Consider the following 21,696-nt stretch of genomic DNA (forward strand, 5'->3'; position numbering starts at 1 on the left):
TCCTCCTACAAAAAATCCACGCCCATTTTAATGCTTTCTTCCGGATGCTGATCCACATATTTGCAGAATCCTTCTGCGCACTCTGCAAAAGGAACCACCGGATCAATCAGCTCTTCGCAGTCCAAATATCCGTTCATCAAAAGCTCCCAGCATACATCCTCGATTCGTTTTCTGCTCCAACGGGGATACTCCGGATTGGGTTCGCTGCACGCTCTGGAAAAAATGATTTTTCCATAATTAAAGTGAGCCTCCTGACCAAGCCAGAGCCCTTCCGGAAAGGGCTTTGCAAATGCCACATAGGCAATTGTTCCGTTATACGCAAGTCCCTTTAAGGCAGACTGAAGGGCATGTACATTGCCGCTTGTCTCAATAATCACGTCTGCGCCCTGTTTTTCTGTCAGCCGTTTAATCTCAAGCCCTGCATCGCAGGCCATGGAGTCCAGGGTATAGTGAGCGCCGGTTTTTTCGGCTATTTCACGTCTCTTTGCAATGGGATCAATTCCGATTACTGTGGTCGCCCCGATTTTTGCCGCCATCTGAAGGGCAAGAAGCCCGATAGCGCCAAGGCCGATAACTACCACCCGATCTCCGGGCCTTACATCCGCGTCCCGGATTCCGCTCAATGCAAACTGGGCCGGATCGTAACATACCGCATTTTTGGCAGACGCCTCTTTGCTCATTTTACGAAGCTTGTAGTTATCAACGGCATTGACAATCTGAGTCTCTTTGATTGGCCCGTAGGAGCAGACCCGGTCGCCGATTTCATATTCCGTTACATCCGCTCCTTTTTCTGTAATCGTGCCCACAAACATATTGCCCAGGGGAAGATCCCCAAATTCAATGCCCCTAGGTTCGTCCTTCTCCCTCTGGGTAAAGACTCTCCATTCCTCATCAAATTTACCGTCAATGTAAGGGGTGGTGCCTCTGAAATCCGCCAGTTCTGTTCCATGCTTGGGCGCTGCAAATTCCACCTTCACCTTAACCTCATTGCTTTTAATTTCTCTGTCCTGATACTCTTTCAGCTCTGCAACTCTCGGAGCCGTCGCTACTAATTTTTTCATAAAATAAATCAATCCTTTCCTTCTGTCCTGACACAACTGTTGTCAATTTTCCCTGTGCCTTAACCTTTTACGCCGCCTGCAGTGCTTCCGCTCTTAATCAAACGCTGGCTGAAGCCGTACATAATTACAATGGGAAGCGAGGTAACAAGAGAAGCTGCCATCATACGTCCCCAGATATAATCCGGTGTGTTAAACAGTGAATTCAATCCAATGGGAATTGTCATAAGTTCCGGTGAATCAATGAAAATAGATGCAAACAACACATCATTCCATGCAATCATAAACGCATATACAAACACGGATATAATTCCTGACATGGAAAGTGGCACTACAATCCGGAAAATGATTCCCATTCTGCTCAGGCCGTCCACTCTTCCAGCTTCTTCCAGCTCCGCCGGAATGGTGTCAAAATAACTTCTCGTCATATAAATTGCTGTGGGCAATGTCTGCACAATCATACAGATAATAACCGCTTCCCGGCTGTTGCTGAGCCCAATGGCAGACAACATCTTAAACAGCGGAACAATCAGCAGGATTCCTGAGAACATATACACCAGGAAAAACATTTCGCTGATCAGGCTTTTCCCCTTAAACTTCAGCCTGGATAACGCATAACCACCCAAAATTCCCAGAAGCACAGCGATTACGGAAGTGGCAAGGGCAATATACAGGCTGTTTCTCATATATTTATTGAACGGAAAGATATTTGCATTAAAAATATCAAAAAAATGCTGAATGTCCCAGTTCCGGGGGATAATTGTCGGCGGATATCCTATGGTCTCTGCAGTTTCCTTAAGAGAAATGCTGAGCATTATGATAAATGGAAATAATAATACCAATACCACAAGGATGACACGGGCATAAAACCAGATCCCTTTGAGAATTTTCTTATTATTAGTCTTCTTCAACTTTCAGCACCTTCTTTCTTATCAGCATAATCAAAGCAAAAATAAACGCGAATAAAACAATGGAAATGGCCGCTGCTTTTCCAAAATCATGGGTAGCAAAGGCCATATCGTAAAGATATACGCCCAGTACGTTTACCTGTTTTGTAAGCAGATATACTTCCGTATAAATATAGAACACCCAAATGGTTCTGAGGCTTACTACAGTGACCAGTGTGGGCTTAATTGCCGGATAAGTAATTACTTTGAATTTTTCCCAGGAGGTGGCCCCGTCAATATCTGCCGCTTCATACAGACTGTTATCCATAGACTGCAGAATAGCATTAAAGGAAAGGTATGCATAAGGGAAAAATTTCCATACCGCAAATATAGACACTAAAATAAATGCACTGGCCGGCTGATCGAACCATAGCGGCGCTTTGTCTGTAATTCCAAGCACATCTATTACAAAATAATTCATAATTCCGTAAATATTATTAAACATATACCGCCAGGTAAAAATCAGGCAGACTGCCGGAACCACATAGGAAAGAATGATAATGGAATTCACCAGTTTCTTTCCGAAAAATGGACGGTTCAAAAATACTGATAATATCAGACCCAACACTGTGCTGATCCCTGTCACAACTATGGTAAATGATAAGGTTACAAATACGGATTTATAAAATTCCGGATCTTTAAATACTTCTATATAATTCTGCAGCCCGATGAATTCTGAAGGCAGGTTTGGATTCAGGGGAACATCCTGACAACTGATTACGATATTATAAATAAGCGGATAACCAATCAGCATCACCAGTAAAAGAATACTTGGCGACAGAAGAAACATTGCAAATTTTGTATCGCTTCCACCCAGCTTTTTTTTCTTTATACTCATTTTCATCCTTCCTTTTAAAAAATGGGAGAGAACTGGCCGCCTAGCATTCATGTTTCAAAAAACAGCCAGCCATTGGACAAACAGGTGTACTTTCCATCGCATTCTCTCCCATATCTGTGATTATTTCATCAGCTTCTCAACTGCCGCCTGAGCCGTTGAAAGCTCTGCAGCAACGTCTGCATTCTGTACCACTACATTGTTAACCATTTTACTGATTACTCCTGTATTGGTAACATCGCCCATTTCTGTGAAGTTCTTTCCGTCAACTGCGCCGAATAACTGAAGATTTGCCACAGCGTTTCCAATCTCTTCTTTCATATGAACGTATGCTTTTCTGGCTTCCAGATCTGTATATTCCGGCATTTCATCCACAGACTTAATTACCGGCTGAACTCCGCCCGGCGCCATATTCAGCCAGTCTACATTGTTCTCATCCTCCAGCATAAAGCTTACGAATTTCTTAGCTGCTTCTGTCCTTTCCTCATCCATGCCGGCTGCAATTCCAAGAACTGTAATACATCCGTATGCCGCTTCTGTTTTTCTGTTTGGAAGAACCAGGGTAAGATCATCTGCAAATCCCGCGTCCTTTACATTTCCGAGAATATAAGTGGAATACATTGCCATAGGCGCGTGTTTTCCTACAAATGCGTCGTTAACGTCTGCAACTTCCGTAGATCCGGGCATGGAGAATGCCGCCAGGCTCTTATAATATTCCAATGCTTCCTTCATCTCAGGGGTATCTACCGTTACGCCTTTGTTTCCGTCAAATACATTTGCTCCGTTTGAAAGGGCAAACTGGGAAAATACCTGCTCTGTAAATGCGCTGTCAGAGGTAGGAAGGGCAATGCCGTACATCTGGTTCCCGGGATCATGGAATGCCTCAGCTACCGCCAGTACCTCTTCCCAGGTGGTCGGAACGGATAAATTTTTCTCCGCTAACATTGCTTCATTCACCCAGATTCCCTGTACCCAGCTGCTTACCGGAACGCCTACATAGCTTGATCCGTCTTCTGTTTTTGTTACTTTCAATGCGCCCTCATAGAATGCATCTTCGCCTTTGGCGTCTACAACTTCTTTTACTGCGTCAACATCTGTAAATTGATTTGCAACACTTGTTTTTGCCTGATCCTGGCTGTACTCTACAACTGCAGCAAGTTCCCCGTTTCCTCCCTGCGTTGCAATTTTCGAATCATAATCATCCTCATTTACCGGAACAGATTCCACAACAATATCCGGATTTGCTTTCTGGAACTTGTCAATGATACCCGAAACGGCATCCTGTCTCTCCTGTTCCACCTGCATATGCATAAACTGAATATGCACCTTTCCGTCTCCCGATTTACCTGATTCTCCTGATTTCTTGCCGCATCCTGCAACCATTGTCGTTGCCATTGCTGTAATGAGCAATGCACTGATTAATCTTCTTTTCATAATCCTTCTCTCCTTTTCTATTGTTAACAGAATCTCTCTTTTCTGTTACAATCACTTTCCTGATTCCTTTACCCAGGCACATTCCCATGGTTTCAGGGTAATTGCACCGTTTACCATACTGCCGGTCAGAATATTTTTCCCTTTTAATGCCTCATAAGCAGCGGTCTGCTCCTGCCCTGACACATTAATCAGCACATGGATTGTCTCACCGGTTCTGTCATTGCTTCTGATAAAATTTATTATCTTTTTATTTTCTTTCCGAACTTTCTGGTCCGCTGCCGGGGAAAATGCGCTTTCGGTTCTGCGAATATTCAATCTCTGAATCAATGTGTCAAAAATCCGCTTCCGGTTTGTGTCCTCCGCCAACTGTCCTTTTAATCTGCCGTAATCCAGATTTTCTCTGTTGATCCTTCGGGGTATGCCGGAAATTTCTTTTCCGTAATAATCGTTTCTTGAACCTAACAGGCTGTGAATGTAAATTCCCGGAACGCCCTGCAGGGATAAAAGCAATGTTTCCGCCGCCAGAAATTTGCCGATTCTCTCTGCATCGGAACTTTCCGGCCCTGCCAGTGCATCCTGATAGTTGATATTCAGTTCATAAGGGCTCCTGGTTCCGTCCCCGTTATTTTTATAAGATACAGCCCCGCCATTCCTTAAGGCTGCATCGATCAATGCCTGCTGCTGTTCTTTTGTAAGAATTCCCTCTGTGGGGCGAACACCTATGCCGTCATGGGAACTTAAAAAATTAAAATATGTAACCTTTTCACTGGGCAGCTGAAGCGTTTCCATCCATTCCGACAAAACCTCCGCATTTTCTGATAAAAAGGTATGCATGGTAAGGGGCGGCAGCGGAAATTGATAAACCAGATCCGCCTCATTTCCATTCTCTCCAAAATAACTGATATTATCCTTATGGGGCACATTGGTCTCTGTAATGATTCTTGTGCCCGGCGCATATTCCCTTAGCACATCTTTCATTAACTTAACTGCCTCATGGGTCTTGGGAAGATGCATGCAGGTTGTTCCCGGTTCTTTCCACAGAAAACCTATGGCGTCCAGACGGATGAACTTAGCGCCCCTTCGCCCGTACATTACCAGAATGTCCAAAATTTCCGCCAGCAGCGCCGGGCAATTGAAATTTAAATCAATCTGATCTTCGCTGAATGTGGTCCAGAGATACTTTTCACCGTCTCTGGTCATAAACTTTGTCAGAAGAGGCAGAGCCCTGGGCCTTGTAACTGCACTGTAATCCGCATCCGGATCACAGGTAATAAAATACTCTGTATAAGGCTCTTCTCCATTTAAATAACCCTCAAACCATCTGCTGCTTCTGGAAATATGATTGATGACCGCATCAAACATCAGCCCGTATTGATGGGATAGTCTCTGAATATTTTCCCAGTTTCCCAGCTCCGGATTTATTTCTCTGTAATCCACTACAGAAAATCCGTCGTCGGAAGTATAGGGATACATAGGCAGCAAATGCACTGTTTCTATGGCTTCCTGAACAAATTCATTTAAAAAATCATGAAGGACTTCAAGCCCCGGCCTGCCTTCTTCTGTCAGAGTATTGCCATAGGTAATCAGAATACTGTCTCTCTCAGACAAATCCTGCTCTGTTTCCTTCACGCTCTCATATACATCCAGATAATTTCCTATCAGCCGGAGGGCTTCTTCTGTCTTATCCTGACTGGAATAGATACGCTGTAATCTTGCTTCTAATTTTTTGATAAATGCCTGTTCCATAATAATCACTAATTCCTTATTTTTGTTTTTATTTTTTGACAACGTTGTCTTTATGGATTTATTTTTAGTGACAACGTTGTCAAACATTGCCACTTAATTCGCTCTCTTGATAACAGAGAGCGGTTTTTTATTTGATGCTGCATTCTATGTAGAGCCTCGTTCAATCAGCTTACAGGGAAATCTGAATGCTTTATGTTCCGTTTCTTCTTCCCGGCCAATCCGGCTAATGACATAATCAATACATCCCTTTGCCAGAATCTCAAAATCCTGTTCTATCGTGGATATGGGCGGATAATAATATTCTCCCAACGCGATATTGTCAATTCCCAGTACTGCAATATCTTTCGGAATAGACAGGCCCTTTTCATAAATGGCACGGTATACTCCCAATGCCCTTTCATCTCCGGATACAAAAAACGCCTTAATATTGTAAATTTCTAAAATCTCTTTTGCCTTATGATAAGCTTTCTCTAAGGTATCAATTCCTGTGAATATATAATTTTCCGTCTGTCTTTCTTCCATAGCGGCCATAAAGCCCTTCACACGGTTCTGAGTGGACAGGTATTTCTTCTCTCCAATCAGCATTGCAATCTGATCCAGTCCTTTTTCTGCCAGATACAGACCTCCCTTGTACCCTACATCAAAGTTATCCAGACTGACCGACGGCACATGGGGATTTTCCGGTTCTCCAAATACCACATATGGAATATTCCGGCTTTCAAAATAATCCACCCGGGGATCTTTACGAATGTTTTCCAGTAAAATCGCACCGTCCGCAATTCCGCTTGCAATCAGATAGAATCCGTCTGTCTCATCTCCTTCAAATCGTTCGCTGCTTGAAGGCGAAAGGACAATTTTCATGGAACGTTTCTTGGCATAAGTAAACAAATATTTCAGCATAATGGTATGCCAGATGCTCAAGTGTTCTTCATGGTGACGCTCTGCAAATACTACAATAATATTGGTGCGGCTTCCCTTCAGGCCCCGGGCAAGCATATTTACCTGATATCCTTGCTCTTTGATGGTGCTCATGACCTTTTCCCTCATGGCTTCACTTACATTCGGGCTGTTATTCAACACTCTGGATACTGACTTAATTGATACGCCGCAGGATTTTGCAATATCAACGATTGTTACATTCCCCACTTACTCTCACTTCCCTTTGTCTTACGTTGTCATTATAGCCTGTCCGGCTCTTTTTTGCAAGTGCTTTATTATTTTTCAGCATATCTGGCAAATTTATGGATAACGTTTTGTGCACTTGTACTAAAAAGAAATTGTTTTAAGATAATTTCCTTTGTTTCTTTTACATCTTTCCATTTTCCTAAAATTTCATCCCTACGATAAAGCTTTTTATTCTCCAATGGTATATCCCACTCCCCATACTGTTTTGATAAATTTAGGATTTCTGGCAGGTTCTTTCAGCTTTTCCCTGATCCTGCCGATATGGGCCATAACCATATTATTATCCAGAAATTTCTCACCCCATACTTTTTCAAACAGTTCTTCAGAAGAAATCACTTTTCCCCTGTTCTGCCAAAGATACCAGAGAACTGAAAATTCTATGGGAGTTAATGTAACTTCTTTTCCATACAGTGAGCATTTATGAGTATTCTTGTTGATGATCAAACCATTAATGTCATATTCCATCACTGGCGCATTTGTTTGTTCCATGCCTGCGCCATGGTTATAATGAACATAACGGCGAAGCTTTGTCTTTATCCTGGCGGTAACTTCCAGAGGGTTGAATGGTTTTGTAATGTAATCATCCGCGTCGATGGTAAGATCCTTGATCTTATCAATATCTTCTGTCTTAGCGGTCAGCATAATGATCGGATAAAAATACTGTTCCCGGATCTTTTGGCAGATGTGAAACCCATCTACATCCGGAAGCATCACGTCTAAGACTGCCAGATCCATTTTTTCTGACTCTGCACATTGCAGGGCATCCATCCCGTTATAAAACTTATATACGTTATAACCGTCGCTTTTCAGATAAAGCTCCGGTAAATCTGCTATTTCCTCTTCATCATCAATCAGAATCTTTTCGTTCATAGTACCGGGCACTATCTTCAGATTGTCCATGTGCCGTGAAATGCTCTGTCGACTTGCCCTGTTCTTCCAATCTTGCCAGTCCGTCACTAATCGTCCGGTTTAATGCATGATTGTGTACTATGCCGCCATATACAGATGCAAAACCCTATTGTCATTCATTGGCAAATATTTCCCAATTTTCATCTTCTCCGGCTCCGCAAAGTTCCTATCTGCCCCATACCGGGCTTGCACTGCCTACCTGATAGAAATTTACCGCTCATGCCGTTACAATCCAAAATAGGGGCAGGGGAACGCCTGATAAGAGAATGAGAAGGCAGCAGCCAGCTTTCACAATCACATTACACTAAACCTGTGTTTGACTCTTAAATCCTGCTGCCAAATATGCTATATTAAGCATAGAAAAAGCTTCCTGTATACTTTAAATAGGTCAAGAGATTGACACAAAAAAATACCTCAAGTAAATTTAGATTATTACTGACCTGGCCGTTGGTAAAAATCTAAAGAATACAAGAGGTATCTAAAATGAATGTTAAAGGAACAAAGAAGAAAAATCAAGTAGCAGCAGTAATATTTTTGAGCAGCAGGAGTTTTTGAAAAAAATGGAGGTGATCAGAAAAAGTCTTACAGCTTCAACTTGGCGTGAGTTGGAGACCAATGGTAAGTTTGGTAAAAACGAAAAACTCTCCTTTATCTGTGATTACATGCTTATCTTAGGATGTGATGTAGGCAGTGAAACACACTATATGAGGGTAATTGATACCAGGGGAAGGGAACTCAGTAAGTCCGCATTTCCATTTAACAATGATTCAGAGGGATTCCAGAGTGCAAAGGAGTGGGCTGTGAAAACAGCTGAAGAACATAATAAGAGTCAGATAGCGCTCGGCTTAGAGCCGACAGGTCATTACTGGTTCTGCCTTGCGACATGGATGATTTCAAATGGAATTAGCGTTGTTCAGGGAAACCCTTATGCTGTGAAACAAACAAAGGAGGTTGAAGATAACAGCCAGCTGAAGAACGATACGAAGGATCCGAAACTGATAGCAAACCTTGTCAAGGATGGTAACTTTGGGATGCCATACCTTCCGGAAAAACTCTATGCGGAGCTTCGCAGATTATCCATGTTCAGAGATCAGCTGAATGAAGACAGAGTCAGGACAATCAATCGAATGCACAGGGAGATGAAGATTTATTTCCCAGAGTATAAGGATGCGCTGGGTAAAGTCGATGGCGCATTTAGCCTGGAATTGCCGAAACAGGCGCCATTCCCGGATGATCTAGCAACGCTTGGCGAAGATGGAATAGGACAAATCTGGCATGACGCTAAGCTTAGAGGACGCGGCTATAGCAGAGCCAAAGAAATCATACAGTATGCGAAAACAAGTGTGGAGATTAAGGATGGAGCCGATGCAGGCGGGAGCGCTGTCAGGTGGTTTGTCCAGAAGATAAGGCTCAGATACTGGTTATTCCAGGCCGCAAAGTCAGCAGTGGCGCATGCGGAGGAATCCAAGGAACTCCATATATACTATACGACACGGGCTGATAATCCATTGAAAAAGATGCAGTCATTGATCGTGATAGCCTGCAAGCTTCTGAGGATCATCTATACGATCCTGAAGAATGGGACGGCCTATGATCCGAAGAAGATGTTAATGGACATCAGACGTCCGGAAAAGGAAGTGGTTACAGCATAAGAGATTTAGACAGAAACAATAATTCCAGAACTCTGCCGGGCTGCGGAGGGTTCCGAAACCGGGCAGGGTTCTGGAAAGAAACCCGGTCACGATGGAGTGCTATAGGCACTGCATCATCACGACAAAGACCGGCTGAATCATGCAGGGCAGGCGTCCGCGGAATATCCGTACCCTGCGGAATGGGCAGGTCAGAAAGATCAAGATACAAACAAGAGCTGTAGCCAGCAGCAGTTCTCTTTGTAGGGCATGACCCTGCTAGAAAGCTTAGCGGACACTCAGTGTATGAACAGGTGGGACGAAGGAAGTTGGCATATGACACCATTAGACACGGAAAGTTCACCATCATAGTTAACAGAGGAATTATAGCCTTTATAAAACAAGACAAAGGGATGCTTTAAAAATTATACTCTCTTTTATCTATTCAGTATAAGATACAATGACTGCCATACACTTTTGGCTCTGTTTATTGAGGTAACAATTTAAAGAAAAGCCTTTAAAATCAATAATTTAGGGCTTGACATTATAGGAAGTACTTCCCGTATGCAAAAAATCCCTCTAAACTGAAAACAGTTTTGGAAGGACTTATATTTTGGGTATGGCAAAGCAGCCCACAAAACACTGTTATTTTATTTGGCGGGCTTCCCCTTACCTCCGGCACTATTTAAAAATGTGCCTTTCACCTATATTTTCTTTTCTATGTTTATCACTTTCTGCGTCCATTCTCGGTAAAACGCTTCCTCATGCGATACTAATAGCACTGTCCCCTCAAATTCTTCCAGTGCGGTTTTCAACGATTCTTTCGCAAGCGCATCAAGGTGGTTTGTCGGCTCGTCCATGATAAGGAAATTGCACGGCTTCATCATAAGCAGGCACATTTTAACCTTTGCCTGTTCCCCTCCGCTCAAAGTTCCGATTTCCTGCATGGCATGTTTGCTTGAGATACCGCAGCCTGCAAGACGCTTTCTCACATCTTTTATCGTAAGTGATGGGTAAGCATCGGAAACAATCTGAATGGGCGTTTTTTCTATATCCGCCCATGCCAGCTCCTGCTCAAAATACCCAATCTTTACCTGCTCCGAAAAACGGAAACTCCCGCTTAATGAGGGTATTTGGCTGATAAGCGTTTTTAGCAGGGTGGATTTGCCGATGCCATTAAATCCCGTCATAACAATTTTTTCTCCCCCTTTTATGGAAAAGCTGATGTCTGACAAAACAGGATAGTGGTAGCCAACATCCAGATGTTTTACTTTTAGATGCTCTGTCGTAGTCAGCGGGAGAGCCGCAAACCGAAAATGTGGCTTGCTTTCTTTCTGTTCCAGAGCTTCCATTTTATCCATTCGGTCAAGCTGTTTCTGCCTGCCACGAGCCATTTTTGACTTTCTCCCCGCAATATTCCTGCGGATAAATTCTTCCGTCTTTTTGATGGTTTTCTGCTGTGCGGCATACTGTCTGATATAATCCTCACGGAGCAGTGCCTTTTTTCTCGTGAACTCTGAATAAGTGCCAAAATATTTTGTAATCTTCTCGTTGTCAATGTCGCATATCCTTGTGGATATTTTCTCTAAAAAGTCATAGTCATGCGATACTGCCAGAAAAGCGTTTGGCAGGCTGGAAAGATATTCGGCAAGCCATGTAACATGTTCCTTGTCTAAAAAGTTTGTCGGCTCGTCCAAAAGCAAAATATCTGGCTTCTCAAGCAGCAGCTTCGCCAGTATAACCTTTGCCCTCTGCCCGCCGCTCATCTGCTCAATCGGTCTGTCTAACCCGATTGCCGTTAAGCCCAGACCTGTCGCTACCTGTTCTATCTTTGTGTCAATCAAATAAAACTCCTTGCGCTCTAATTCTTCCTGATACCTTGCCGCCGTGCTTAGCTTCGCCATATCCCCGTCCGCAGACTGGCAGTACAGCTCATTCATCCTGTTTTCTATCTCATACAGCCCAGAAAATGCGGATTGCAGGAACTCCCTCATTGCCACGCTTTTTTCAATTTGGGCGTACTGGTCGAGATACCCTATTTTTGTGTTCGGCTGCCATACTATCCTGCCAGAGTCGGGGATAAGCTGCTCCGTGCAAATCTTTATGAACGTGCTTTTTCCTGCCCCGTTCTGACCGACAATCCCGATATGCTCCCCTTTGTTCAATGTAAAATCTGCGTTTTTAAACAGATAATTTTCTCCAAAAGAATGTGTTAATCCCGTAACTTCTAATAAACTCATAATCATTGTCCTCTCTTTTTCCTGTCTTATTTTCCAAAATGGGCAAAAAAATAGCAGAAGTCAGATACTCTTGGTATCATGCCTTCTGCTATATCCGTTCCATCGCAAACCACTTGCAGGAAACAGCCCATATACAACAAAAGGCTACGGACAAAACACTGTCCATAGCCTGCTGCACACAAATTTGTACGGGAAAGAAACAATATATGAAAAAGACATAAAATCCCTCTCATGTACTGCTGCATTTCCCGATGAAATCCTAACGTGTTATATTACGCTATACTCTGTACAATGTTTCATCGGATTTGATTGTACAGAGCTGATTTTCTTTTTAGGTGGAAGTTCGTTTGTGATGTAAAAGCTCATGAAACTGTTCTCCTTTAAATTAGTGCAAATAATTTTAGCATGAAAACCAGCAGTTTGTCAAATCCTATTTTTATGAAATTTTCTGATTTTATTTCTCCATAAATTGAAGATTTTAATAGTTTATTTAGAAGTTAATTAGTAACATAATCATATTTAGCAATAAATATGATGAACAAGCATTAAGATAGCATCATGGCTTATCCTAAAGATTTTAGATTATTTCTATACTTCCTCATCTCCATTTCATCCGTATTATCTAATACATATTGCAATTCACTTGTAACCTTTTCACGGTCATATGGAAGATATGCCGTTACGGGCATGAAATTTGAAACCGTGTTTGCAAATAAATGTGTGCGTATATTTAAGTTGTTGATTAGCATTTTCAGTTCACGGATACGCTCTTTTTCTTCAGCAGGGACAAACAAACCTTGCTGTGCCATCTGGTACAACTCTGTGTCTGGGAAAAGCGTAAGAGAGTCCACCGAAACAAAATACGGATTGAGCTGGCTGAACAGTTCAGCACTATTCCTTGCATTACGGTATCCGCCGTCTTTTCCCGCAAGACCTGTCATATAAACAAAGTAATATTCAATACCCGCTTCATCTAATTTTCTGCATTGTTCCAGAATATCAGCAGCCGTATATCCTTTATTTGCGAGGGCAAGCGTTTCGTCATCACCACTTTCCACGCCGATGCTCAGTCCGTTAATGCCCATTGCCCTTAATTTTCTTAGCTGCCACACCTCTTTATTTTTAATATCACGGATGCTCGCAAACATAGCCATTGCCTGGCATTTAATCAGATAATCCCTTACGGTCAAAGCCCTAAGTTTCAGATTCTCGTAACTCATGGCAAAAGGATTTGCCCCTGTCCAGAATATTCTCCTTGCATATGGCTGATAGCTCTTTATCTCTGCTAAATCTTCCTCAAATTCTTCCATAGGCGACATTCGGAAACACTCATTTTTATACAGACTACAAAACTTGCATTTATTATAGGTGCAGCCAGAGGTAGCCTGTATGATGACCGAGTGAGCTTCATACGGCGGTCGCCAAGTTCTGCCTGTAAAGTGCATGATTATCGCTCCTTTCGTCCTTTTTGCGCTGCTTTTTGTGAAGATATACCCGCAGGGTGCTTTCTTATTTTTGTGTAGTTCTCTGCACATAACGGTACACCCACAAAATACTGCTCTTACAAATGATAGACGCTTTTTCTATACCGCTGTAATTCTTCTTCACTGACGTTTCCAATGATTTCATCGAGAAATACCAACAGCTTTTCCTTGTCTTTCGGCAGTCGCCCGTGAAACTGGAACGCATTGGAAGCCCCCATTGCCGCAAAGATGGTAGGTATCTGCAAATTTTCAATGAGCGTCCGTACCTCTTTGTATTTTTCAACTTCTCCTTCTTCCTGCCAGTTCCCACGCTGTATTTCTGCAAAAAGTTCAGAATCGGGATAAATCGTAAGCATATTTGCCCCTATGAGCGTAGGGTGTATCTGGTTGCATATATCAGCCGTCAATTTTGCTCCAATCTCTCCACGACCTGCCCCAGAAATGCTCACCAAATAAAAGAAACTGTAATGAATATCCGCTGCATCTAATCTCTGGCATTGCTCTATGATGTCTGCCGAGGTATATCCCTTGTTCATAAACCGCAGGGCTTCATCATCGCCTGTTTCTATTCCTATCGTCAGACCGTCATATCCCATATCCCGCAGTTTGGCAAGCTCCTTATCGGTTTTCGGAGTAACATCTGTAATCCTTGCAAACGAGCCGATAGATTTCACTGACGGACGATATTTGCGGATTAGCTCTGCAATCGCAGTTAATTTGTCATAAGACAAAACAAATGGGTTAGCTCCAGTCAAAAAGACTCTGTCAATACGCCCACTGTTCCAACCTTTCGTTGCTCTTTTAACCTCCCGTAAATCACTCTCAATATCTTCCAGAGGGGACATTCTGAATTTGAACGACAAATCATTATACAAAGTACAAAACTTACATTTATGATGCGTACAGCCTGCCGTTACCTCTAACAAAAGTGACGCCGCTTCATACGGCGGTCGCCAAATTGTTCCTGTGTAGTGCATAAACACATCTCCTTTCCTTATTCCTGCGCTGCTTTTTGTGCACGTGTGCCCCAGAGGGTATAAAGGTATGCCCGCAGGGTGTTTTCTGTAGTCTATACTAATTATAGTTTTGTACAACGTTTTTACAAGTACTGTACTTTTTTGTAGTACTTATATCAAAGAGGTACATTAATTTTTAAGAAAAGGCGTGTTATACTATTTCAGAAAGGAGTGGCAGGAATGAAAAAAAGTACATTGGCTGTTGAACGCTGCAAAACCGTTTCTACCATACAAAAAATTTTAGGCGGTAAATGGAAAATCGAAATCATTTATTATATTGCCTTTCGGGATATACACCGTTTCGGGGAGCTTCGCAGGCATATCGGCGATATTACGGAATCAAGCCTGACAAAGCAGCTTCGGGAATTAGAAGCAGACGGATTTATTACCCGCCATGATTATAAAGAAGTTCCTCCCCATGTGGAATATAACCTTACTGACTTGGGCAAAAGTTTTATTCCCGTCTTTGAGCATATGAAACAATGGGGAGATGAAAACCTCAATATGTAATCATGTTTTCCTCAAAAAGACAGAGCCAATGATCTGACATTGGCTCTGTCTTTTTACTTTTTACGCTTGATAAACAACTACGAAACAAGTCCAAGACTATCCAACAATTTTTCTATATTCTCACCTAACGCCATTTTTGCGGTTGTCTGGTTAGGGCTTACAAATTCTATGAGCTGCCTATACAGATATGGTTCTCCATAAGGAGCGTCCGAGCTATACAAACATCTTTCTGGCAGCTCAACTAATGCCATTTTTGTAGCAATAGAAGCAAAAGCGGCTGAAAGGTCTAAATATACATTCTCATGTCCTTTTGCAAATTTAATCACATCCATCCAATTTGAGCCGCCTAAATGCCCCAAGATAACAGGTATTTCTGAATACTTCTCACATAATGCCATTAGCCGCTTAATGCCGTCTAATGTAACTGGATGAAACGTATGTACCCAGACAGGATATAACCTTGTATTCTGCACTGATTGGAATACCGTGTCTAATTCCATAATCTGCTGCTCATTGCCAGGGGTAAATTCCCCTATGCCACATAAAGAATTGGCTGTGATATGTGTTTCTATCCATTCCTGTGTTTCCTCTAAACTTAGCCCTAACGGTACAGAGCCAAAGCCCAGAAAGCGGCCTGGATTGTCTTTTATGGCTTCAGTAACCTCTAAAATATTCTTTTCCAATCGTCGGATGTTGTCTTTTTTACTGTTATCTCCTGCAAGAACTCTGTATAATGTGTCCATCTCCGATTCAAGCTCACTTAAATTACCCGCTTTTTCTGGATGCGGTGCGGAGCAGAAAAGGATTGTCCTATCCACGCCTGCAGCATCCATTTTTTCCAACTGTGTTTTTGTCAGGAACATGATGTGTTCGTGACTGTCAATAACCATATTTACGCCTCCTTGACAAATTTGATATAATATAAGTATCTCTGAAAGAGAGTAAACTTCAAGTACGCACTTTTTTGATATGAAGTGTCTTTTTTAACACTGTACCCAAAGGGCATCCATAATATATGCTCCTGCGGGGCGGGCGGTTAAGGTATACCCAAAGGGCATCCCATAATGCATGCCCCTCACGGGGCGGGCGGACTATCGTCCGATAAAGTATGAAAGGATGGAGATATTCATGGCAAAAACACAAGCAGTTCACGACCAATGCCCTATTGAAGTCGGTCTGAATATATTGAGCGGAAAATGGAAACTAAAAATATTATGGCATTTATCTAAAGGTACAATCCGCTTTAACGAGCTGCAAAGGCTTTTAGGCGGCATTACGACAAAAACATTAACGGGGCAGCTTCGGGAACTGGAAGAACAAGGAATCGTCGTAAGAAAAGTTTTTCCAGAAGTCCCTCCCAAAGTTGAATACTCTTTAAGCGAAATAGGGACAACCCTTAACCCTATCTTGTCGCAGCTATGTGATTGGGGAAAGACATACCATACTTACATGGAAACGAAAAAAACACGTAAAGAAAGAGCTTTAGAAACTAAAAATAAAATTTTTGATACAGCCGTAACACTAATAAAGAACAAAGGATATGACAATGTAACAATAAGTGAAATTTGTCAAACAGCGGGATTAGCAAAAGGTTCTTTTTATGTCCATTATAAATCTAAAGAAGATATTGTAAGAGAAAGTTATTATGCTGACTTGGGAAAATATATCCAAAAACATTACACCAATTTTGTAACCAAAAATCCAGATAAACCTATAATTGAACGCATTATATATTTCCTTAATCTGGAATTGAAATTTGCAGAATATGCGGGGTATGAGTTAACCTGCCTAGCATACTCTTTAAATTTAGCTGCTTGCATTCCTGGTCCATCAGAGCATTTCAGCAAACGCCACTTTTCCAAACTTCTGTATGAAGAAATTTCACAGTCTTTAATATATATATCATCCCCTTTTTCATGTAAAGATATTTTTGAATATTTAGAAAGTATAGTAAGGGGTATAATGGCAACTTGGTGTTTTTCAAATAATTCTTTCAATATTGTCGAACGGGGTGAGAAATACATTAAACAATCAGTTTATAGTATTTTATCAAATCAAAACCATGAATCTAACAGTTATACTTGCGAACATAGTCGGGACTGCACAAGGGATATGTAAAGCAAAAGAGCAAACAGAGGAATAAGCCCCTCTGTTTTCCTTTTTACCGCACCGAAGGCTATTTCCATCTACTACATTTTCTGGTTATGCCGTGAACTGCCTGCATATTGAAATTGTGGCTCAAACAACTGAAATGAAAAGGTTTCCCTGTCCACAAAGCCCACCGTTTTATCGCTGTTGTACAATTCAAGCAGAAATGCTGCCATCTGTGTGCTTGTATGATAAGTGCCAAATAATTTGTCATAATCATATTCACTGATGTCATTCGCAATTTTCCCAAATTCCGTTTTTGTTGCGGCAGGAGCTAATACCTTTGCCTGCATTTTTGCATGGGCGGCTTTTAACTCCCATGCCAAGCCCTCCGTAAAAGCACTGACATAGAACTTTGCAGCACAATAGGTTACCGCATTGGGAACAATCGTATAGCCGCCGCAGGAAGAAACATTGATAAGCTGTGTCCCCTCCGTATCTTTAAAGTCACGGACGAACAGGGATGAAAAGACGGTGAGGGCTTCCACGTTCAAGTGCAGCATCCGACTGATTTTCTCCAAATCCTGATTCCCGACGCTGCCATAATTTCCAAATCCTGCATTGTTTACCCATGTCCGCAGCAGATATGATTTTATGCTTTCGTATAACTGGAAAACATTTTGGGGAACAGATAAATCCGCAGCCTTAACTACAATATCAAGCATCGGATGTAAAGCTAAAATTTCCTGCCTTAAAGTTTCCAGTCTGTCTTTTCTTCGGGCAACAAGGATTAGGCTGCTCCCACGCTCCGCAAAAGCTTTTGCCGTTTCATACCCTATCCCCGAACTTGCCCCCGTGATTACCGTGTACTTTTCTGTGTTTTGTACCATTTGCAAAACCTCCTCTTTGCTGATATAATACGAGCATACAATGTAGAGTAAACTCTATGTCAAGAGATAAGAGGTGATTTTTATGGAATATTCCATAGGTGAATTTTCAAGGCTGACAAATTTAGGGATACATACCCTGCGTTACTACGAGCATGAAAATCTGATTACTCCGAAACGCAATTCCAGTAACCGCCGCTGTTATTCGGACAAAGACCTCGCATGGACCTACTTTATCAAGCGTCTGAAAGACACGAGTATGCCGATTAAAGAAATACAGCGTTATGCCAAACTGCGGGCAAAAGGCGACCTTACCCTGAATGAGAGAATGGAAATGCTGACCGTGCATCGTGAGTCCCTTAATGAGCAGATAAAAGCATTACAGGAACATATGGCAAAACTGGACGATAAAATTGATTTTTACCGCCAAGAAATAGAACGCACATCTCTAAAATAGTCGGAACACATATCGAAAGTTCTTCACATGGACTATGTAAGGTAAAAGAGGAAACAAAAGGATAAGCCCTCTGCTTCCTCTGTTTTACCGTAACAAAGGCATACTCCCCGTCAGCTTGTTAATCTGCTTTTTATTTCCGCAGACAGCGATTCCAATATAATTTAATCTGCTTTCTGAGGTATTCGCTATTTTGCGGGTGAACTCATTGTAAGTCTTACACCCTTGTGCTAAATCAGAAAAATCAACAACTGTCAATTCAGCAAATTGCGGCTCAAACAACTTTGTTCTGAGTTTTTTAAGTATCTCGGTATTTCCTTTTAATATCGGTACGGGAAACTGTATAATCCCTATGTGGGCATTTCCCTCTAAATCAAGCACATCATTCCCGACAACATCGGGCATTTTCATTCCCATAGTGATGCCAAGGATAGCGGCGGTATTTGCAATAATCCCAAGAGGTAAATTTTCATCAACAACAATCACACATTTTTCATTCTCTACATTCATTTTCACTTTCCTCTTTTCCTTAATTTTAATTTACTTTCCGATAGAAACAAGCCGATTAAGGTAAGCCCTATTCCTATCGCAGCAATCCATGTAATTTTTTCCTTTAACACAATAACGGATGAAGTGGCGGTAATGACAGGGACTATATAAATATACACGCTTGTCTTAACAGTTCCAAGCACCCCTACCGCATAATTCCAAGTAACAAAACAAAGGGCTGATGCTCCAAGACCTAAATAGATAAGGTTTAGGGCATACTCTGGCTTTATAACTTTTTGCACATCCAAGTTGAAATCAAAAACAAAGAGAAACGGAAGCATGAAAAGTATTCCATATGTAAATATCTTCCTTGTAGTCCCAATCGTATTCAATCCATAGCTGCTGATTTTTCGTGTAAGCAAGGAATAAACTGCCCATACCAATGCCGCAGCAACCGCCAGAATATCACCAATGGGATTCAGCTCCAATTCCTTACCGTTAAAACTGATAAGGCATATCCCTATCATAGCAACTACAAAACCAACAAAAAATTGTACTTTCAGTTTTTCTTCTGTCTTTAGAAATACATGAGATAAAACAGCAGTAAAAAACGGGGCGACAGAAATAATAATGCCGACATTAGAAGCCATCGTATAAGTCAATGCTATGTTCTCAAGCAAATAGTATAAACATATCCCACATAACCCCGCCGCAGCAAATGTAAGCTCCTGTTTTTTATCCTTTATTTTTAAGCGTTTCGGATAAATGATAATCAATACAAGCAGACCAAGCAAAAATCTAAAAAACAGAATTTCTATCGGCGTGAAATCTGCAAGAAGTATTTTGGTGGATATGAAAGTCGTTCCCCATATCATAATCGTAACCAGAGCTGTGATATGCCCTGTGGTAGTTTTTTTATCCACGATTCCTGCCACCCTCCTTAAAAATGCGTCTGTATGCGGCAGGCGACAATCCGATAAACATATGAAAAAAATTTGAAAAGTGGCTCTGGTCTGAAAAGCCTGTCTGTATAGCTGCATCAACCGAAGTCATGCCTTGCTCCAACAGTTCCTTTGCTTTGCCTATGCGAACCGTCTGAAGATACCTGTATGGCGTAACTCCTTTTGATTTGGTAAACGCACGAAGCAATGTTGATTTACTAAGACCACTGCATTTACAGAGGTCATCAAGTGTAATATGCTCTGTAAAATGCTCTTCCATAAATGTGCAGGAATTCCCTATTTCTTCACTGCACTCTGGAATACACTTCTCAAAAGGTTGTCCATACTGCTCGACAAGCAACGAAATAAGGAGCAGGAGCATTTCTTCTTTTTCAAACTCTTCCCCACCGTCCATAATCATCTGATGCAAAGAATGGAGATAAAGATTCAGCTCATCATTTTTAATAACATTTTCCGAAAAGCCAGGCAATACACTTTGCCCTGTTATTTCTTCCGCTAATGACAGCATCGTTTCTTTGGAAATATTCAAACCTCTGTAATCAAGCGTTCCGCCGTCACATTGGACACAACTGTGGCTATCGTTTGGATTAAATAGCAGAATATTTCCCTGACCTACCGTGTACTCTTTATTTTTGCAGGATAAACAGCGTGTCCCTGCTTCTATAAAGCCAATCACATAGTAATTATGAAAGTGGTTCGGGAATGGCTGTACAATTCCCTCAAAACGATATGCTTCAAGATGACAATCGTCATCATAGCAGACTGTCCGTATTTCTTTTTGCATTGATAACACCTCCTCGCACTCTATATTATACTCAGAATGTCTGCTGGTTTCTTGTAAGATATCTTCATTTTCCAAAAACACATCTATAACCAAAAGAACAGGCAAAGGAATACGCACCTTTACCTGTTCTTTTCATCACAATATTTTGCAGACATCAATCTATTTTTATAAACTGCTCCACATTAACTGATTATCTGTAAAAACAGCCCTTATTTTATCGTTATCTTTTAGCCATGCCAGATATGAACGCACTGTACTTCCCACTAAAACATACTGTTCAAAATTCATTACCAGCCCGTATTCATCAAAAAGCAGCTTTAAAAGTTCTTCAAAGCACATAGGCGTTTTTAAAATGGACTGTATATCCTTTGATATATCAAATACTTTTTGACGGTTAAGCTGAACTATGCCTGTGATGTCTCTCGTAACATCCGAATGGGCAGGCACGAACATAGCAGCTTCCATAGATTCAACTTTATCCAGTGTATTTAGATATTCAGCAATATCATAAATAAAAGTAATCTGATATTTATCCAAAGTGCTTTCACTACTAATACAGTCAGCAAGAAACACAACATCGTCTGGTGTGCGGATACCAATCATATCAAAAAAATGCCCGTGTAATGGAATGACCTCTAATTCTTTCGGAAAATCAGAATCCGTTATTTCATTAACATCACTTTCAGACGCAAGCAAAAATTTATGTCTTAAATCTTTGCAAGGGTATCCGCCATACAGAAATGACGGCTCTAAAAGAGGATACTTTGTAAATGCTGCTTCAATGCCGTCTGCAAATATTTTACATCCTGTTTGCTGCTGTAAATACTTATTTCCTCCAATGTGGTCTGCATTAGAGTGTGTGTTGATAATCCCTTTTAAATTCCATCCATTTTCACTTAGTATTTTACGGACTTTTCTGCCTGCATCTTTATCATTTCCGCTGTCTATCAGATAGACATCTGTATCATTTGACTTATAAATCCCGATTGAACAAAATCGCTGCGCGATGGCCTGCCAGGGCTGTGGCGTAGTTTTTACGT

General features: G+C 41.5%; 21 protein-coding genes and 1 pseudogene. 5 read left to right on the top strand and 17 right to left on the bottom strand.

The window, feature by feature from the left end:
* Window positions 1–5: 5 nt before the first annotated feature.
* From E5329_RS11645 to vanR, 8 genes are all read right to left on the bottom strand, one after another.
* Window positions 6–1,061 (bottom strand): zinc-dependent alcohol dehydrogenase, encoded by a 1,056-nt coding sequence (locus E5329_RS11645; RefSeq protein WP_135989705.1) that lies wholly within the window; start codon window positions 1,059–1,061, stop codon window positions 6–8.
* Between the two features lie 59 nt (window positions 1,062–1,120).
* Entirely contained in the window at window positions 1,121–1,969 is an 849-nt protein-coding gene (locus tag E5329_RS11650) for a carbohydrate ABC transporter permease (RefSeq protein WP_135989706.1), read from the bottom strand.
* A complete protein-coding gene (locus E5329_RS11655; RefSeq protein WP_168356594.1) occupies window positions 1,956–2,843 on the bottom strand; it encodes a carbohydrate ABC transporter permease in 888 nt (295 codons plus the stop codon). Before E5329_RS11655 ends, E5329_RS11650 begins: the two co-directional genes overlap by 14 nt.
* Window positions 2,844–2,963: 120 nt before the next feature.
* Window positions 2,964–4,274, bottom strand: coding sequence for an ABC transporter substrate-binding protein (locus E5329_RS11660; RefSeq protein ID WP_135989708.1), 1,311 nt, complete (start codon window positions 4,272–4,274; stop codon window positions 2,964–2,966).
* A 51-nt stretch (window positions 4,275–4,325) separates the two neighbouring features.
* Window positions 4,326–6,107: a sugar phosphorylase gene (locus E5329_RS11665; RefSeq protein ID WP_275443212.1), complete on the bottom strand. Its 1,782-nt coding sequence runs from the start codon at window positions 6,105–6,107 to the stop codon at window positions 4,326–4,328.
* Between the two features lie 57 nt (window positions 6,108–6,164).
* The gene (locus tag E5329_RS11670; protein ID WP_135989709.1) at window positions 6,165–7,166 is read right to left on the bottom strand and encodes a LacI family DNA-binding transcriptional regulator; all 1,002 of its coding nucleotides are present in this window, start codon (window positions 7,164–7,166) and stop codon (window positions 6,165–6,167) included.
* A 68-nt stretch (window positions 7,167–7,234) separates the two neighbouring features.
* The gene (locus E5329_RS29740; protein WP_168356595.1) at window positions 7,235–7,384 is read right to left on the bottom strand and encodes a hypothetical protein; all 150 of its coding nucleotides are present in this window, start codon (window positions 7,382–7,384) and stop codon (window positions 7,235–7,237) included.
* Entirely contained in the window at window positions 7,374–8,075 is a 702-nt protein-coding gene (vanR, locus tag E5329_RS11675; RefSeq protein ID WP_135989710.1) for a VanR-ABDEGLN family response regulator transcription factor, read from the bottom strand. The genes E5329_RS29740 and vanR overlap by 11 nt, the downstream gene beginning before the upstream one ends.
* Before the next feature lie 599 nt (window positions 8,076–8,674).
* On the opposite strand from vanR, the gene E5329_RS11680 reads away from it, so the two are divergent.
* Window positions 8,675–9,766, top strand: a complete 1,092-nt coding sequence (locus tag E5329_RS11680) for an IS110 family transposase (RefSeq protein WP_275443213.1) — start codon at window positions 8,675–8,677, stop codon at window positions 9,764–9,766.
* 680 nt (window positions 9,767–10,446) lie between these two features.
* Here the strand turns inward: E5329_RS11680 and E5329_RS11685 are convergent.
* From E5329_RS11685 to E5329_RS11695, 3 genes are all read right to left on the bottom strand, one after another.
* On the bottom strand, window positions 10,447–11,982 hold the full coding sequence (locus E5329_RS11685) for an ABC-F family ATP-binding cassette domain-containing protein (protein ID WP_135989711.1): 1,536 nt from the start codon (window positions 11,980–11,982) through the stop codon (window positions 10,447–10,449).
* 563 nt (window positions 11,983–12,545) lie between these two features.
* The gene (locus tag E5329_RS11690; protein ID WP_135989712.1) at window positions 12,546–13,427 is read right to left on the bottom strand and encodes a radical SAM protein; all 882 of its coding nucleotides are present in this window, start codon (window positions 13,425–13,427) and stop codon (window positions 12,546–12,548) included.
* A 116-nt stretch (window positions 13,428–13,543) separates the two neighbouring features.
* Window positions 13,544–14,443: a B12-binding domain-containing radical SAM protein gene (locus E5329_RS11695; protein ID WP_135989713.1), complete on the bottom strand. Its 900-nt coding sequence runs from the start codon at window positions 14,441–14,443 to the stop codon at window positions 13,544–13,546.
* Window positions 14,444–14,662: 219 nt separating this feature from the next.
* Between E5329_RS11695 and E5329_RS11700 the strand changes: the two genes are divergently transcribed.
* Complete coding sequence (locus E5329_RS11700; protein ID WP_135989714.1) at window positions 14,663–14,992, top strand: winged helix-turn-helix transcriptional regulator; 330 nt, start codon at window positions 14,663–14,665, stop codon at window positions 14,990–14,992.
* Window positions 14,993–15,069: 77 nt separating this feature from the next.
* On the opposite strand, the gene E5329_RS11705 is transcribed toward E5329_RS11700, so the two are convergent.
* Entirely contained in the window at window positions 15,070–15,882 is an 813-nt protein-coding gene (locus E5329_RS11705) for an amidohydrolase family protein (protein ID WP_135989715.1), read from the bottom strand.
* 238 nt (window positions 15,883–16,120) lie between these two features.
* On the opposite strand from E5329_RS11705, the pseudogene E5329_RS32160 reads away from it, so the two are divergent.
* A pseudogene (locus E5329_RS32160) lies at window positions 16,121–16,432 on the top strand (winged helix-turn-helix transcriptional regulator); the annotation flags it as partial.
* A gap of 9 nt (window positions 16,433–16,441) precedes the next feature.
* Window positions 16,442–17,110 carry a TetR/AcrR family transcriptional regulator gene (locus E5329_RS11715; protein ID WP_135989725.1) on the top strand — a complete coding sequence of 223 codons (669 nt, stop codon included), beginning with the start codon at window positions 16,442–16,444 and terminating at the stop codon, window positions 17,108–17,110.
* A gap of 71 nt (window positions 17,111–17,181) precedes the next feature.
* Here E5329_RS11715 and E5329_RS11720 read toward each other — a convergent pair whose 3' ends face one another.
* On the bottom strand, window positions 17,182–17,970 hold the full coding sequence (locus tag E5329_RS11720; protein WP_135989716.1) for an SDR family NAD(P)-dependent oxidoreductase: 789 nt from the start codon (window positions 17,968–17,970) through the stop codon (window positions 17,182–17,184).
* Window positions 17,971–18,052: 82 nt separating this feature from the next.
* Here E5329_RS11720 and E5329_RS11725 point away from each other — a divergent pair, with 82 nt between their 5' ends.
* Complete coding sequence (locus E5329_RS11725; RefSeq protein ID WP_135989717.1) at window positions 18,053–18,424, top strand: MerR family transcriptional regulator; 372 nt, start codon at window positions 18,053–18,055, stop codon at window positions 18,422–18,424.
* A gap of 84 nt (window positions 18,425–18,508) precedes the next feature.
* Here the strand turns inward: E5329_RS11725 and E5329_RS11730 are convergent, their stop codons facing one another.
* The 4 genes from E5329_RS11730 to E5329_RS11745 form a co-directional block, all read right to left on the bottom strand.
* Window positions 18,509–18,931, bottom strand: coding sequence for a DUF2000 domain-containing protein (locus E5329_RS11730; protein WP_135989718.1), 423 nt, complete (start codon window positions 18,929–18,931; stop codon window positions 18,509–18,511).
* Between the two features lie 2 nt (window positions 18,932–18,933).
* Window positions 18,934–19,833, bottom strand: coding sequence for a DMT family transporter (locus E5329_RS11735; RefSeq protein ID WP_168356591.1), 900 nt, complete (start codon window positions 19,831–19,833; stop codon window positions 18,934–18,936).
* Window positions 19,826–20,656 carry a helix-turn-helix domain-containing protein gene (locus E5329_RS11740; protein ID WP_135989720.1) on the bottom strand — a complete coding sequence of 277 codons (831 nt, stop codon included), beginning with the start codon at window positions 20,654–20,656 and terminating at the stop codon, window positions 19,826–19,828. The genes E5329_RS11735 and E5329_RS11740 overlap by 8 nt, the downstream gene beginning before the upstream one ends.
* A gap of 165 nt (window positions 20,657–20,821) precedes the next feature.
* Window positions 20,822–21,664 carry an MBL fold metallo-hydrolase gene (locus E5329_RS11745; RefSeq protein WP_135989726.1) on the bottom strand — a complete coding sequence of 281 codons (843 nt, stop codon included), beginning with the start codon at window positions 21,662–21,664 and terminating at the stop codon, window positions 20,822–20,824.
* Window positions 21,665–21,696 lie beyond the last annotated feature (32 nt).

This window comes from Petralouisia muris (assembly GCF_004793545.1).
Lineage (GTDB): Bacteria > Bacillota > Clostridia > Lachnospirales > Lachnospiraceae > Petralouisia > Petralouisia muris.